General features: G+C 61.0%; 18 protein-coding genes. All 18 read left to right on the top strand.

Features of this window, described 5'->3' with window-relative positions; genetic code table 11:
- Window positions 1-47 precede the first annotated feature (47 nt).
- The 18 genes from KJA79_RS14620 to KJA79_RS14535 all read left to right on the top strand — a co-directional run bounded on the left by KJA79_RS14620 (window position 48) and on the right by KJA79_RS14535 (window position 14,394).
- The gene (locus tag KJA79_RS14620; RefSeq protein WP_246507673.1) at window positions 48-830 is read left to right on the top strand and encodes an ABC transporter ATP-binding protein; all 783 of its coding nucleotides are present in this window, start codon (window positions 48-50) and stop codon (window positions 828-830) included.
- A 10-nt stretch (window positions 831-840) separates the two neighbouring features.
- Entirely contained in the window at window positions 841-1,803 is a 963-nt protein-coding gene (locus tag KJA79_RS14615) for an MlaD family protein (protein WP_213042784.1), read from the top strand.
- A gap of 10 nt (window positions 1,804-1,813) precedes the next feature.
- Entirely contained in the window at window positions 1,814-2,461 is a 648-nt protein-coding gene (locus KJA79_RS14610; RefSeq protein WP_213042783.1) for an ABC-type transport auxiliary lipoprotein family protein, read from the top strand.
- Window positions 2,462-2,521: 60 nt separating this feature from the next.
- Window positions 2,522-2,998 (top strand): VIT1/CCC1 transporter family protein, encoded by a 477-nt coding sequence (locus KJA79_RS14605; protein ID WP_213042782.1) that lies wholly within the window; start codon window positions 2,522-2,524, stop codon window positions 2,996-2,998.
- 29 nt (window positions 2,999-3,027) lie between these two features.
- The gene (locus KJA79_RS14600) at window positions 3,028-4,302 is read left to right on the top strand and encodes a glycosyltransferase (protein ID WP_213042781.1); all 1,275 of its coding nucleotides are present in this window, start codon (window positions 3,028-3,030) and stop codon (window positions 4,300-4,302) included.
- On the top strand, window positions 4,299-6,020 hold the full coding sequence (gene glgP / locus KJA79_RS14595) for an alpha-glucan family phosphorylase (RefSeq protein WP_213042780.1): 1,722 nt from the start codon (window positions 4,299-4,301) through the stop codon (window positions 6,018-6,020). The genes KJA79_RS14600 and glgP overlap by 4 nt, the downstream gene beginning before the upstream one ends.
- Window positions 6,021-6,024: 4 nt before the next feature.
- Complete coding sequence (locus KJA79_RS14590; protein ID WP_213042779.1) at window positions 6,025-6,564, top strand: hypothetical protein; 540 nt, start codon at window positions 6,025-6,027, stop codon at window positions 6,562-6,564.
- 492 nt (window positions 6,565-7,056) lie between these two features.
- On the top strand, window positions 7,057-7,203 hold the full coding sequence (locus KJA79_RS14585) for a hypothetical protein (protein ID WP_213042778.1): 147 nt from the start codon (window positions 7,057-7,059) through the stop codon (window positions 7,201-7,203).
- Window positions 7,204-7,249: 46 nt separating this feature from the next.
- A complete protein-coding gene (locus KJA79_RS14580; RefSeq protein WP_213042777.1) occupies window positions 7,250-8,164 on the top strand; it encodes a sugar phosphate nucleotidyltransferase in 915 nt (304 codons plus the stop codon).
- A gap of 320 nt (window positions 8,165-8,484) precedes the next feature.
- Window positions 8,485-9,471 (top strand): universal stress protein, encoded by a 987-nt coding sequence (locus tag KJA79_RS14575; RefSeq protein WP_213042776.1) that lies wholly within the window; start codon window positions 8,485-8,487, stop codon window positions 9,469-9,471.
- Window positions 9,458-9,874, top strand: a complete 417-nt coding sequence (gene rnk / locus KJA79_RS14570) for a nucleoside diphosphate kinase regulator (RefSeq protein WP_213042775.1) — start codon at window positions 9,458-9,460, stop codon at window positions 9,872-9,874. Before KJA79_RS14575 ends, rnk begins: the two co-directional genes overlap by 14 nt.
- 105 nt (window positions 9,875-9,979) lie before the next feature.
- Window positions 9,980-10,417 (top strand): OsmC family protein, encoded by a 438-nt coding sequence (locus KJA79_RS14565; protein WP_246507671.1) that lies wholly within the window; start codon window positions 9,980-9,982, stop codon window positions 10,415-10,417.
- 218 nt (window positions 10,418-10,635) lie between these two features.
- Window positions 10,636-11,010, top strand: a complete 375-nt coding sequence (locus KJA79_RS14560) for a c-type cytochrome (protein ID WP_213042774.1) — start codon at window positions 10,636-10,638, stop codon at window positions 11,008-11,010.
- Between the two features lie 19 nt (window positions 11,011-11,029).
- Window positions 11,030-11,500, top strand: a complete 471-nt coding sequence (locus KJA79_RS14555; RefSeq protein ID WP_213042773.1) for a cytochrome c — start codon at window positions 11,030-11,032, stop codon at window positions 11,498-11,500.
- Between the two features lie 202 nt (window positions 11,501-11,702).
- The gene (locus tag KJA79_RS14550; protein WP_213042772.1) at window positions 11,703-11,924 is read left to right on the top strand and encodes a YgaP family membrane protein; all 222 of its coding nucleotides are present in this window, start codon (window positions 11,703-11,705) and stop codon (window positions 11,922-11,924) included.
- 108 nt (window positions 11,925-12,032) lie between these two features.
- Window positions 12,033-12,572: a QcrA and Rieske domain-containing protein gene (locus KJA79_RS14545; protein WP_213042771.1), complete on the top strand. Its 540-nt coding sequence runs from the start codon at window positions 12,033-12,035 to the stop codon at window positions 12,570-12,572.
- A gap of 78 nt (window positions 12,573-12,650) precedes the next feature.
- Window positions 12,651-13,982: a cytochrome b N-terminal domain-containing protein gene (locus KJA79_RS14540; RefSeq protein ID WP_213042770.1), complete on the top strand. Its 1,332-nt coding sequence runs from the start codon at window positions 12,651-12,653 to the stop codon at window positions 13,980-13,982.
- Between the two features lie 58 nt (window positions 13,983-14,040).
- On the top strand, window positions 14,041-14,394 hold the full coding sequence (locus tag KJA79_RS14535; RefSeq protein ID WP_213042769.1) for a c-type cytochrome: 354 nt from the start codon (window positions 14,041-14,043) through the stop codon (window positions 14,392-14,394).
- The last annotated feature ends 135 nt before the right edge of the window (window positions 14,395-14,529 follow it).

Here is a 14,529-nt window from a genome sequence, read left to right as displayed (position 1 = left end):
CACGTTGGGAAGTGACAGGCGTCATGTCTGGAGTCGCGCACAGGGACATGCCGGTGATCGAAGTGAGCCATGTCTCCACCCGATTCGGGCCGGCGATCGTGCACGAGGATGTGAACCTCACGGTTATGCAAGGCGAGGTGTTCGCCATCGCCGGCGGAAACGGGTGCGGCAAATCGACGCTCTTGCGCGAGATCATCGGCCTGCTGGCGCCGACGACCGGGAGCATCAGGCTTCTGGGCGTGAACAGTCGCGAGTTGGAGCAGTCGGACGGATCTCCCCTCCATCGGCGGTTTGGGGTGATGTTTCAGCACGGGGCCCTGTTCAGTTCCATGACGCTGGCCGACAATGTCGCGGTTCCCTTGAAGGAGCACACGACACTGAGTGCAAGGCTGATCCGCGAGATTGTGGCGTTAAAAATCGCCCTGGTCGGCCTTCCCCCCGACAGCGCGGTGAAATTTCCGAGCGAACTCAGCGGCGGGATGCGGCGCCGCGCCGCGCTGGCTCGTGCCATCGTCATGGACCCGGAACTGTTGTTTCTCGACGAACCGACCGCCGGACTCGATCCGATGATCGCTGCGGGGTTCGATGATCTGGTGCTCGAACTCAAGCGGTTGCTGGGTCTCACGGTGGTGATGGTGACGCACGATCTCGATTCGTTGTGGCGTATTGCCGATCGGGTGGCGGTCCTGGGCGAAGGTCGGGTGTTGGGAATGGGCACGATGGAGGCGCTCGCGGCGTCGGAGGATCCGGCGGTCCGCGGCTATTTCCACGGTCCGCGCGGACGGGCCGCGCAGCAGAATCATACCGGGACCGCGGCGAATCGGGACTGAGAGGTACCGGATGGAACCGAAGGTCAACTACATCGTGGTCGGGGCATTCGTGCTGCTGCTGGGGCTCACGGTGCTCGGGGCGATTTTCTGGCTGGGGAAGACGGATTATCGCGGCATCTACGATCGGTATTACGTCTATACGAGGGAATCGGTCGCCGGGCTTAGCGTGGATTCGACCGTGAAATATCGCGGTGTGGATGTCGGACGGGTGAAAGCCGTGGTGCTGAATCCGGAGAATCCGGAAGAGGTACGGGTCACGTTGGACATCGTCGCCGGCACACCGGTCAAGACCGACACCCAGGCGGTCTTGGTGACGCAAGGCCTCACGGGGTTGGTGACGCTGAATTTGACAGGAGGCACGCGGGAGGCGCCTCCGCTGTCGCCGGACGCCGGGCAGGCTTATCCGGTCATCAAGAGTGTGCCGTCACTCTTCGGACGATTGGACGGCACGCTGGCGAAATTGTTGTCCGATCAGGGGCTGGCGAATCTGGTCGTCCATCTCAACGGTCTGGCCCAGAATGCCTCCTTGATCGTAGACGAGGAGAATCGTACGCTGGTCAAGCACGTGCTCAAGGATCTGTCTGAGGTGACCAAGGTCTTGGCGGCCCACAGCAGCCACCTGGATCGCGGCATCCAGGGCGCCACGCTGGCGGCCGAGCAGGCGGCGAAAGTCACGGAACGGCTTGGGACGCAGTTGCCGGCCGTGCTGGACCGCATCGGCAAGAGCGCGGTCGGACTCCAACAGCTGACGGAAGAGTTGTCCCGAACCAGTCGCTCGGTCGGCGACATGGTGGGGAGCAGTAAGCCGGGTGTCGAACAGTTTACCCGGCAGACCCTGGCCGATGCCGGGTTGCTGGTCACGGAGTTGCGGCAATTGACCGCCACCCTGAATCGCGTGGCCCAACAGATTGAACGACAACCGAATCTGCTGGTGCTTGGCCGTTCGTCTCAATCCAAGGGACCGGGGGAGTGAGGGGCGTATCGTGGCCGATCTTTACGCGCGAAGCAGGTTGATGGTGGTCTTGGCGGCATGCACGTTGACGGCCTGCGTGTTGCCCCGGCCGACGGACAGCCCGGTCCATACCTTCGTGTTGACGACGGAGGAGCCGGAACGGGGCCTTGTCGCTCCGCTTTCCCGAGCGAACACTCAAGGCGTCTTGCTCGTCGGCGTGCCGCAGGCAGCGGCCGGATTTGAGCAACCACGGATGGCCTATCTGGAGCGTCCGTCGGAAGTAAATTACTACGCCACCCATTTCTGGGTTGACGCTCCGTCCAGGATGTTGGCGCCGTTACTCATCCGGGCGCTCGAACAGTCGGGCTACTGGCGTGTGGTGGTGCCCATGCCGTCGGCCCTCCGTGCGGACCATCAACTGGATGTGTCGGGCCTGGTGGTGCAACAGGAGTTCCTGCAGAAGCCGAGCCAGAGTCGAGTGCGGTTGCGCGCGCAACTGACCGACCTGAAGACTCAGCGTGTGATGGGCGCCAGAAGTTTTGACAGGCTGGAACCGGCACCGAGCGAGGACGCCTACGGCGGGGTCCTGGCGGCGAACCGTGCGATGAGTGCGGTGCTGGCCGCGGTGAATGACTGGATTGCAGGTTGTCTGCGGGAAGGCGGCAAAGAGGTCTGTTGACCGGCCCTCCGTTGATGGTGGTGATGCCGCCGGATGGTCTGTCGGGAGACGAGATCGGGCATGCGCACCGCACTGAAAATCGGGTTCAGTTTCGGGCTCACATCCGGAGTGATCACGACTCTGGGGCTGATGGTCGGCTTGCATGCAGGCACCCATTCCATGCCCGCCGTCCTGGGAGGGATTCTCACGATTGCGGTGGCCGACGCCATGTCCGATGCCTTGGGGATCCACGTGGCCGAAGAATCGAAGAATCATGGGAATACCCATGACATCTGGGCGTCCACGGTTGCCACGTTTGCCGCGAAGTTCGTCATCGCCGGGACTTTCGCCGTGCCGGTGCTGTTCCTGCCGCTGGACCTGGCTCTCGTCGTCAGTCTGCTCTGGGGCCTGTCGCTGCTGGCCGTGCTGAGTTATGCGCTGGCGCTGGCGCAACGGGTGCCCCCGTGGAAGGTGATCAGCGAGCATGTGCTCATCGGGCTCAGTGTCGTGGCGATGACACATTATCTCGGAGAATGGGTGCGGGCGACGTTCGGTTGACGGATGCAGATGAAGGAAAGGCAGGACGGATGGATATACAGACGCAGTTACCGAAAGTGGGCGTCGGCCGACGGTGCGGGGCGATCCTGGCGAATCTGGGCGGCTACCGCGGTCTTCTCAGCGAGGAGATGTACGAGGAGCTGACGGCGCTTGCCAAAAGTGTGCAGGGAGCCAGAATTTGTCATGTGAATTCGACGGCCGCGGGCGGGGGAGTGGCGGAATTGTTGGCGCGGTATATCCCGATGCTGCAGGCGCTTGGGGTGCAGGCCGATTGGCGATTGATCCACGGAGAACCGGAATTTTTTGCCATTACCAAATCGTTCCATAACGCGCTGCAAGGCGGCCACTATGGTTTGGGAAAGGCCGAGCAGGATCTGTATCTCACGGTCAATGAGCGAAGCGCGAAGGCACTCGGCAACGACTATGATCTCTACATCGTGCACGATCCGCAGCCGGCCGCCATTCGCCATTTCGCAGGACCACGTGGCGCCAAGTGGATCTGGCGCTGCCACATCGACAGCTCGGCGCCGGACAAGGACGTCAGTCATTTTCTGAGACCTCTGTTGGAAGAGTATGAAGCCGTCGTGTTCACGATGGATCAATTCGTGTTGCCGCAACTGGCCTCCAAGCGCATCGCGTTCATCGCCCCCGCCATTGATCCGCTCGCGACCAAAAACATGGAGTTATCGGCTGACTTGTGCCGCCGCGTGATTGTGGACTCCGGTGTGGACCCGACCAGGCCGTTGCTGTTGCAGGTGTCTCGCTTCGATCCATGGAAGGATCCGCTCGGCGTGGTGCGCGCCTACCGTTTGGTCAAAGAGGAACTCCCGGGCGTGCAATTGGTGTTGATCGGCGCGATGGCCGGAGACGACCCGGAAGGGTGGGAAATTCTGGATCGGGTCGAAGAGGAGGCCGCGAACGATCCGGACCTCTTTGTCTTTACGAATCTGTCCGGTGTGGGCAGCATGGAAGTGAACGCCTTTCAACGTGGCTCGGATGTCGTGATTCAAAAATCACTGCGGGAAGGGTTCGGGCTGGTGGTGTCCGAGGCGCTGTGGAAGGAAAAGCCGGTGGTCGCCGGCAACACGGGCGGCATTCCGATGCAGTTCCCCGAACCGTTCCAAAAGCATCTGGTCGACAATGTGGAAGGCTGCGCGGAGCGGGCGCTCCATCTGCTCCAGCACCCCGGCGAACGTGGAGACTTCGGGCGGGCCGGGCGTGAGCATGTCCGCCAGCATTTTCTGATGCCTCGGTTAGTTCGGGACGAACTGCGCCTCATTCGTCAGGTATTGGGGACTACATGATACGCCCAGGCCGCACTGCGCTGGTCGCCTATTTTTCGATGGAGATCGGCCTGAATCCGTTGATGCCGACGTACGCGGGTGGCTTAGGGGTGTTGGCCGGGGACACCATTCGCTCCGCCGCCGACCTGGGCGTGCCGATGGTCGGCGTCACACTGCTGCACAGACGCGGTTACTTCTATCAGCGCCTCGATCGCGAGGGCCGGCAGTCCGAGGAACCGGTGGCCTGGACGATCAGCGATTTTGCCGAGCCGCTGGAGCCGCGTGTCACCGTCGAGATCGAGGGGCGACGGGTGCAGGTACGCGCTTGGCGACATGTGGTGACCGGCATGTCGGGGCATCCCGTGCCTGTGTACTTGCTCGATACGGACCTCCAGGAGAACAGCCCCTGGGATCGGACCATCACGGATTCGCTCTACGGAGGAGATGCCCACTATCGATTGTGTCAGGAAATGGTCCTCGGGTTCGGCGGGTTCGCGTTGCTGCAAGCCTTGGGGCACGACCATATCTATCGCTACCACCTCAACGAAGGCCATGCGGCGCTGCTGGTGCTGGCCATGATCGAGGCCGCGATCGGCGCGGAACCGCGAAACGGTGAGGTGCCGCCGGAGGTGATCGAGAAGGTGCGGGAGCACTGTGTGTTCACCACCCATACGCCGGTGCCCGCGGGCCACGATCAATTTCCTGCCGACCTGGCGCATCGGGTGCTGGGAACGCGGCGGTGCGAACTCGCGCAGGCCTGCCAACATCAGGGCGCGTTGAACATGACATTGTTAGCCCTGCGCGGGTCGCGGTTTGTCAATGGCGTGGCGATGCGGCATGGCGAGGTCTCCCATTCGTTGTATCCCGGCTATCCGATCCATTCCATTACAAACGGGGTGCATGCCGTGGCCTGGGCGGCTCCGGCCTTTCAGAGTCTGTACGACCGTCACCTTCCTGATTGGCGGTACGATCAACTGTCGCTTCGCTACGCCATTAGTATTCCCGGGACGGACATTTGGGCCGCCCATCGGGAGACCAAGCTGGCCTTGGTCGATGAGGTGAATCGCGAGACCAACGCAGGCTTCGATCGGGATGTGCTCACGATCGGCTTCGCCCGCCGCGCCACCGCGTACAAACGGGGGATGCTGGTATTTCACGATGTCGAGCGATTGCAGCGCTTAGGGAAGCAGGTGGGGCCGATTCAGTTCGTGTTTGCGGGCAAGGCGCATCCGCAGGACCAGGAGGGCAAGGAGATGATCCGGCGCATTCACGCCATGCGCGGGCAACTCTCCGTGGCCTACTTGGCGAATTACGATATGACCTTGGCCAGGCTGCTGTGCGCGGGGGTGGACGTGTGGCTGAACACGCCGTTGCCGCCGATGGAGGCCTCCGGCACCAGCGGGATGAAAGCGGCGATGAACGGCGTGCCCAGCTTGAGTGTGCTGGACGGCTGGTGGGTCGAGGGGCATATCGAAGGCGTGACCGGCTGGTCGATCGGGGAGAAGGTCGAGGCCTGCGGCTCCCCACCGGAGGAGATGCAGGCCTGTCATGCGGCCGCGCTCTACGACAAACTCGAACAGCAGGTGTTGCCCCTCTTCTACAAAGACCGGGACCGATTCATCGAGATCATGACACACACGATTGCGATCAACGGGGCGTTTTTCAACACGCAGCGCATGGTCGGCCAATACCTGCGCAATGCCTATCGGTTGGTCGATCAGGCTGTGAATGGAGCCTAGCGGGATGATCTACGATCGCGAGACCATGCAGTCCGACTACAATCACCTGTTGACCTTGTGGACAGCCGGTGTCCGTGATTACCACACGATGTTGTCGGACTATCTCACGGCCAATTCGATTTTCGTCGCCGTCATCGGGTTGCTGGTTTCGCGGGAGTCGCTGGCCCTGCCGTTTACCATCGTCATCGTCCTGCTGAGCACGATCGGGATTCTCATGAGCGTACAGATGGCGATCGTGCTGGGCCGGTTTTCCGGGCAGAATGCGCTGTGGGAATGGCAGTTGCGCGGCATCGAAACCAGACCGGAGTGGCTCAACCGGAAACCGGTGAGCACGTTGTATCGATTGCGCGAGCACCGTGAAACGATTGTCGATCAGAGCAACGAACCACGCTCGTTCGAACCCTCGTGGGCGTTCCGTCAGCACCGCCAATGGTGGGCGCATCGGGCCGTCAGCTTCCCCTGGTTCTTCGGCACGGTCTATGGTCTGTTTTTGCTCTGGGGGCTGACGCAGGTCGCGCGGTCGAGCATGCTGTCGCTCGAATAAGCAGCCCCCGCCTGTCCCATGGTGTTCCATGGCCGCTGGTTTTTCGCACCCGGTGGCAGCCGTCGATCGGCAGCTTCTCCACAGCCGGTTCGGGAACACAGGCCGTGACCGGCAACAGGGCTGTCACTGCCCAGAGAATGACGCCTTCCACACGACTCACCTTCCTCGCGCTCGATAGCAGGCGAATCTGAAACCTGGATGGAGTGTGAATGAAGAACGATTCATGAAGAATTCTTCATGCACCGTTCACCGTCGATTCATGTTCCTCGACCACAGTGGCATGGTCACTGGCGGATGACGCGTGTTCCGTCTTGCACAGATCCTACAGCGTGAACGAGCAGAACACACGCCGTTGGCTGGTCGCGCCGTGCTGGTGTCGGTCATTGGTGCAGGGGGAGCCATGGTCTTCCGGGGGATGTCTTGGCAGAATCTCTCCTGGTAAGGGCCTCGTCCCCGCCTCTGTCGAGTGGGCGAGTGCAAAGAGGTGACGGCATGCTCGTGCTGTTGGCGCTGGGAGGGATTACGTTCGTGGTGTGGATGGCGATGCTGGGGTTGTCCTTCCTCGACCAAGAACAGGTCGCATCATTGCGGATGTCTGTGAAGCGCGGCAAGGACGCCGTTCGAATCGGCAAGGAATGAGCTAGGTCACGGGGAGAGGCTGTACTCACTTCGCGGAGAGGAGATCATGGTGCGGGAGCCCGGAGAATCCAGCGGACGACGGTGGTCGATTGTGCTGGCGAGCCATGACGGCCTGGGGATGCAATCGGCGATCAGGCCGGGGCTCGAACGGAGGGTTCCCAAGGAATACGGCCGGTTTCTTGGGTCTCGCTCGAAGTTCCAGCATGCGCTCGATCGCACGATGCAGGTGACGAGTCCAACGCGTACGGTCGTCATCGTGGATCGTGGGCATCATGAGGCCTGGGCGCAGATCGGCGCGCGGGATCCCGGGATGGTGTTAGTGCAGCCCCGTCATCTCGGCACGGCGTCGGAGGTGTTTCTCTCGCTGACCTACATTCGGGCGCGTGATCCGGAAGGCACTGTGCTGATTTCTCCCTCCGACCACATCCTGCTTCCCGAGGAGCGGTTCCTCAGGGAGGTGCTGTATGCCGTGCGTGCGGCGGAGCAGCTGACTACGAAGCTGGTGTTGCTCGCGTCGAGGCCGGAGGGACCGCAAGCGGAATACGGATGGATCTTGCCCGATCACCAGCTGCTCAGGTTCGGCTCTCGCACGATCCGCGCCGTCAAGACGTTTATCGAAAGGCCGGAGCCGCCGTTGGCGCAGCTGGCCTATGCGTCAGGTGCGCTGTGGAATACTGGCATCATGGCGGGAAAAGTCGAAGCGTTCTGGAACGTGGGCCGGAAAGTGCTGCCGAACGTGATGGCCCTCTTCGAACGCCTGACCGAGGCGATCGATACGCGGAAAGAGGCTGAAGTGTTGCGGACGATGTATGAGCGTATGCCGTGCCTGAGTTTTTCGCGCGACCTGCTCGAGCATGCGCCTGGCGAGACGGCGATGATGGAGATGAGCGGGTTGTGGTGGAGCGACTGGGGGAAGATTCGTACGGATTCGCCGGGTGTAGAGTCGGTTGTGCCATGGTGACACGCCGTACTTGAGCGACAGTCACGGGGTGTATTGCCTCATTGTGAAGTGGGCTCTGCAGCAAATGGCAACAGTCCGGTGTGGGGCACGTCAACCTCTGTTTTCTACCCGCTTAGAAAATAAGCGAAACACCACGCGCAAGAGCGGGAGGGCCGTTGGCATTCGTCTTGCTGGAGTGAACCGCATTAGTCTCTGATCGTCGGTTTTCAGATCAACCACCATCCACGCGCACCGCTCCGTGATCGACCCGTCGCCGCTGCCTGCCGGAGACCGGTCGTCTCCATGGGAACAGTCGCTCAACCCGCTTCAGAGGAGCTATCATGACGAAGCCACTGATCACACGGATTCTCCTGGCGACCGATTTTTCGGATGGTGCGGCCTGTGCGCAGAACTATGCCCTCTATCTCGCTTCTCACTGGGGAGCCACGTTGGAAGTGCTGCATGTGATCGAAGCGTCCCAACGGTTCAGTCCCGAGGCGGAATCCCTTGCTGCGGTGATGCAGGTACGGGCTGAGGCGGCGCAGCAGTTGGCGGAGGTGCGAGAGGATCTCGCGCGGCGAGGCATGTCCGCCAGGGTACGGTTGGTGCTGGGGAGTCCGGCCGAGCACATAGGTTTGGCTGCGAAGGACGAGGGTGCAGAGTTGATTGTGTTGGGGGTTCGGGGGCGAACCAATGTGCTGTGCGGGCTCATCGGCAGCACGGCGGAACGGGTTGTGAGAGAAGGGCCTTGTCCGGTTCTTGCGGTGCCAGGGTTGCGTGAAGCAGCGGGCGAGCCGTCTGCGGCAAATAGTCGGGTGGAGATCCGGCATATTCTGGCACCACTGGATTTTTCGAGTCCTTCGCTGGATGCCGTCGAATATGCGATTCAGCTCGCGAACGGCCTCGGCGCCGCAGTCACCTTGATGCATGTGTTAGAACCGATTTCCTACGACTTGGACTGCGGGCTGGGCGTCGTCGAACAGGAGGCGCAGAAGCGAGGCCATTGGAACAAGCAACTGGCGGAACTCCAGACCTTCGTGACCTCGTTCGGATTGGCGGCTGATGTCGAGATTGCAGGGGGTATCGCGTCCGATGCGATTCTCGCCTCTGCGTTGCGCCATCGGTCCGATCTGATCGTGATGGGGACCCATGGCCGACGCGGCCTCTCGGTGGAACGATTCGGCAGTGTGGCGGATGCCGTCTTGCGGCGGGCGACATGCCCGGTCCTCACCGTGAAGACGCCGAAATTTGCGCCGGGCCATCGCCGGGTCGTGCCGCGAACCATGAGCGAGACGGACTTGAAGGGAGCACAGCATGAACCAGCGTGACATCTATATCACCGAATTCGATTTGGCGCGCCTGAGAGATGTCCTGAAGGCTCGTATCAGCGCCGGGGGACGGGACCGGGACCATCTTGAGAGTGTGGAGCATGAGCTTGACCGGGCCCATGTCGTTGACCCATCCGCCGTTCCCCATGATGTGGTCACGATGAATTCCCAACTGAGGATCGAAGACGTCGATACAGGCCTGGAAACTATCTATACGTTGGTATTTCCGTCTGATGCCGGCATCGAGGAAAAGAAGCTGTCGATCCTCGCGCCGATCGGGACCGCGCTGTTGGGGGCACGCGCCGGGGAGACGGTGGAGTGGGTGGTGCCGGCTGGGGCGCGGACCGTGCGCATCAAAGAAGTCTTGTATCAACCGGAAGCCGCAGGGGATTATCATCTCTAGCGGGAAGCGGAAAAAATCAGCCAGCGGCATCCTCGAGATCCGTGAAGTGTGAAGCGTGTCTCGCCAGGATCCGCAACCGGGCGGGCAATCATTTATCAGGAGGGCATGATGGAGGTTCGCAGTAAGGTGTATACGTATCGCACGACCGTGACCTGGTCGGAGCAGAAAAAGGGGGTGATCGCCTGCGACGGCAAGCCGGAGATCCAGGTGGCGACACCTCCTGAATTCAAAGGGCATGAGGGCATCTGGTCGCCTGAAGATCTCTATGTCGCGGCGGCGAACATCTGCCTGATGACGACCTTTCTCGCCGTGGCGGAACGGGCCGGACTGGCATTTGCTTCGTACCAATCCGAGGCGGAGGGTCGGTTGGAGCTCGTGGACGGGAAGTTCCAAGTGACGGTCATCACGCTGCGTCCGCGCATCACCCTGCATGCCGGAGGAGATGCGGTCAAGGCGAAAGAGTTAATCGAAAAGGCCGAGGCCAACTGCCTGATCTCCAATTCCATGAAAACGCGCGTGACTCTCGAACCGACCATCCTGTGATCTCCTGCCCTGTGGCATCTTGCGCCAGCCAGGCCTATGCGCTGGGGTGATTCTCTCCACACCCCGGCGCAGTCTACAGTCATCTGTGCGAAAACCGACGGCTCTCGCGAGGTTTGTCCTTTCCCTTCCTACACATGTGATTGGCATGGGGATCGCATCCCTTGCATCCTGCATAGTTTTGCGATCTGTGCGAGGGGTACCGTCGAAAGGAGCTCGCAATGAAAGTCCGAGCGGGAGCGATTGCTGTTCTGTCGGGGATCCTCTTCTCGGCGATGGTGGGCGGCGTGTGTGCGGGGGATGGGAATACCGGAAATGCCGGGAAGGGGAAAACGCTGTATGCGAATCTCTGCATCCGGTGCCACGGGGTGGAAGGAAAAGGGAACGGTGTGATGACGTTCACGCCGCCGGTTGCCGACCTCACCGCCCCGGCCGCCCAAAGCAAATTGGACGCGACGTTGTTGAAGACGATTCACGATGGTCGGAAAAATACGGCGATGGGAGCCTGGAAGTTCGTCCTCACTGATGAGGAGATCCGTGACGTGACGGCCTACATACGCGTGCTGGGGACCGGCGCCAACCGCACACTCCCGTAACACATGGATGGGGTACTCAATGAACTGGCGTGTCCTAGGTGTCGGAACTGCGGTGTTATGGATCATCACGGCGGGCGTGGTTGCGGCGTTGTTCGTCCAGGGCCACACAAGGCCGGCGACCGACGGACGGACGGAAATTCTGCTTGCGCCGGCGGAGCGGGACCTCGTGTTGGCGGAGATGCGGGATTTGTTGAAGGCGGTGCATGGAGTCGTCACGGTGTTGGGGAGCCCTAGTCCAAATCTCAAGGAGGCGGAAGGCGCGGCTCGCGGGGCGGGCATGGCGATGGCGGCGGATGTCAACCCTGCGATCATGCTGAAACTGCCCCTGGCGTTCAAGCAACTCGGTATGTCCATCCACAAGGATATGGACCATCTGGCCGACGGTATCGCGAAGGGAGAAACGTCCCAACAGATTCTCAATCGCCTGTCGAGTATGACGGCACGATGCACCACCTGCCATGACATGTATCGTTTTGGAACAACGAAGTAGCCTTCAGCGGTCAGTGTTCAGCTGCCAGCATCAGGTATGTACGTGGAGAATCGAGAAAGCCAGTTGAGTGAAAATTGAATCCATTCCCGCTGTGATGACTCATACCCATCGAGAGAGCGAGTAGCCGACAGTCCTTGATTCTGGATGCTGATGGCTGAACGCTGGGGGCTGAGAGTGTGATTGCAACGAGGGAGGTGTCGTGATGGCATGCAACGTTGGCGGAATTGAACGACCGATTCGGATTGTTCTGGGGATTCTCCTTATCGGGATCGGTGTCTTCGGCGGATTGACCGGGGCGGCAATGGGTGCGGTGCTCGCGGTCGGCGCGATCGCGCTCGTGACTGGGGTCATCGGCTTTTGTCCCGCCTGGACCCTCTTGGGCATCAACACCTGTCCCACGCAGTCGTCTCGCAAGAACGCCTGAGGTGGGGTGCGACGGGGAGCTGTCCGTATCGAACCGGAGGTGTGCGGTGACGGATGTGCCGCTCTCTCGGACGGTGAACGGGGTGGATGATAAAAAAGGATATCCAGCATGAAAGATGACGAGCCGCCCGGCGGCGGGTTTTCCACACCGGTGGGAAGTCGGCGGACCTTCTTTCATTGGGTTACGCTCGCGGCGGCGGGAGTCGTTGGGCTGGGGTTGGCGTTCCCGCTGGTAGGGGCGCTGGTCTCACCGGCCTTCCGCCGCCGCCGCCGCGAATGGGTCGATGTGGGTGACGTGGAGGGGGTGCCCGTCGGTCGCCCTACGCAGTTGGACCATATCACCACCATCCGGGACGGGTGGATGGAGACGACCTCTCAAAAGGCCGTCTGGGCGGTGAAGCAGCCGGAGGGAGGGGTGCGGGTGTTCTCGCCGATCTGCACGCATCTCGGTTGCGGGTATCGCTGGGATGACGCGGACAAGAAGTTCCTCTGTCCCTGTCATGGTAGTTCCTTCGATGTCAACGGACGGGTGACCGGCGGCCCGGCACCGCGGCCGCTGGATGTCCTGCCCTCCAAGGTGGAAGGGGGACGCCTTCTCGTCATGTATAAAGACTTCAAGTCAGGGCTGGCGGAGAGTGTCGAGTTGTGAGTGTTGAGTCGTGAGTGGTGAGTGATATGTGTTGAGTGGTGAGTTGAGATGCTTTCATCGCCGAGATCTGGGAGTTGAATGTCTTCTCGCCTATACGATTGGTTCGACCGTCGGTTGAACCTGAGACCGGTTCAGCGCACATTACTTGACGAGCCCATCCCGGGCGGGGCCAGTTGGATCTACGTATTCGGCTCCGTCACGCTCTTCCTGTTTCTCATGCAGGCCGCCACAGGCATGTTCCTCGCGCTCTACTACGCGCCGACCCCGGATCATGCCTACGACAGTATCCAATTCATCGAACGCGACGTCCTCTTCGGCTGGTTCGTGCGCGGCCTTCATCATTGGGGTGCGTCCGCCATGGTCATTGCAATCGGCCTCCACATGTTGCAGACGTTTCTCTACGGCGCGTACAAATCGCCCCGCGAAGTGATGTGGATGATGGGCGTTGTGTTGTTCCTCATCGTGATGACCTTTGCCTTCACCGGCTATCTGCTGCCGTGGGATCAAACGGCCTATTGGGCGACGCAGGTCGGCATCAACATGGTCGGGACGGTGCCGTTGGTAGGGGATCTCCTGTCTCGGGTCTTGCGCGGAGGGGAGACGCTCGGGGCCCTGACGCTGTCCAGGTTTTTCGCCACCCATGTCTTGTTTCTCCCGGCTGTGCTGATCGGGGGGATCGCGCTGCACCTCTTCATCCTGCGACGTGTCGGCCCTGCCGGTCCCTGGACCGACGACCGCGCCTCGCTGAGTAGTGAAACGTTTGCGCCGCGACAGGTGTATATGGATGCGGTCGTGATCGCCGGCGTGTTTCTGGCTGTCGCGATCCTCGCGGTCAGCGTGCCCCTGCCCCTGACGGATAAGGCCAACCCGTCCGATACGAGTTTTGTGCCCGTCCCTGAATGGTATTTTCTCTTCTATTATGAGCTGCTCAAGTACGTGCATGGGCCGTTGGAGCCGCTGGCTACCTGGATTCTGCCGCTCTGCGTCATCCTGATTATGTTCTTCTGGCCATTCATTGACCGCAACCCTGTGCGGAACCCGATCCGGCGGCCGGTGGCCTTGGCAAGCGGACTCCTATTCCTCCTCGTCGTATTCGGCCTGCTGGGCATTTCCATCAAGAATTTATATGCGGTCCCGAGAACTGATCCTGCCGTGGCGAGGGGCAAGGCGGTGTATGCCCAGTTCGGCTGCGCCGGCTGTCACCGCATTCATGGTGAGGGGGGAGCCGTGGCGCCGGACCTGACGACCGTCGGGTATACCAGACCCGATCGCGCCTGGCATCTCAAACATTTCCCCGATCCACAATCCGTGATGCCGGGGTCATTCATGCCGAAATTCCCGCTCACGGATGCGCAGTTGAATGATTTGACCAGCTACATGCTAAGTTTGACACGCGCGACCTCGTCATGAGCGTGCGCTCGGGGAAGGAGTTTCGTGTGGAAATGGTGAATTGACGGTGAGGAGGACCATGATGCGCTCAAGATCTGGATGGGGAATTGCGACGCTGATATCGCTGGGGCTGGTTCCGTTCACTATGGCCGTCTCCGGACAAGCAAACCCCGACGCGGGTAAAAAGCTCTATATGGCAAATTGCCAGAACTGCCATGGCCCGGAGGGGAAGGGCGACAGCGAGATGGCTGCCTATTTGGCCCCGCCTCCTGCCGATCTGACGGCCAAGGCAACCAAGGTCAAGACAGATGCGCAGCTACGTAAGATCATCATGGAAGGGCGGACGGGGACGGCCATGACCGGGTACGCCGCCTCGTTGAGCGAGGCGCAAGTCGACGATGTCCTGGCCTATATCCGCTCGCTGAAATCATGATGTTCAAGGAAGACGCGGCAGCGAGCATCGACCTCCACTGACGGCTTCAACGTGGCGTCCGGGGCGGCCCGGCTTCAGGCAGGCGTTTCTGCTGGTTCAAAGAAGAGGAGAGCACACCACTGTACTTGGTGGTCG

Source organism: Nitrospira defluvii, assembly GCF_905220995.1.
Taxonomy (GTDB): domain Bacteria; phylum Nitrospirota; class Nitrospiria; order Nitrospirales; family Nitrospiraceae; genus Nitrospira_A; species Nitrospira_A defluvii_C.
Note: the sequence above shows the minus strand (reverse complement) of the source record. Positions and strands in the feature narration are given on the sequence as shown.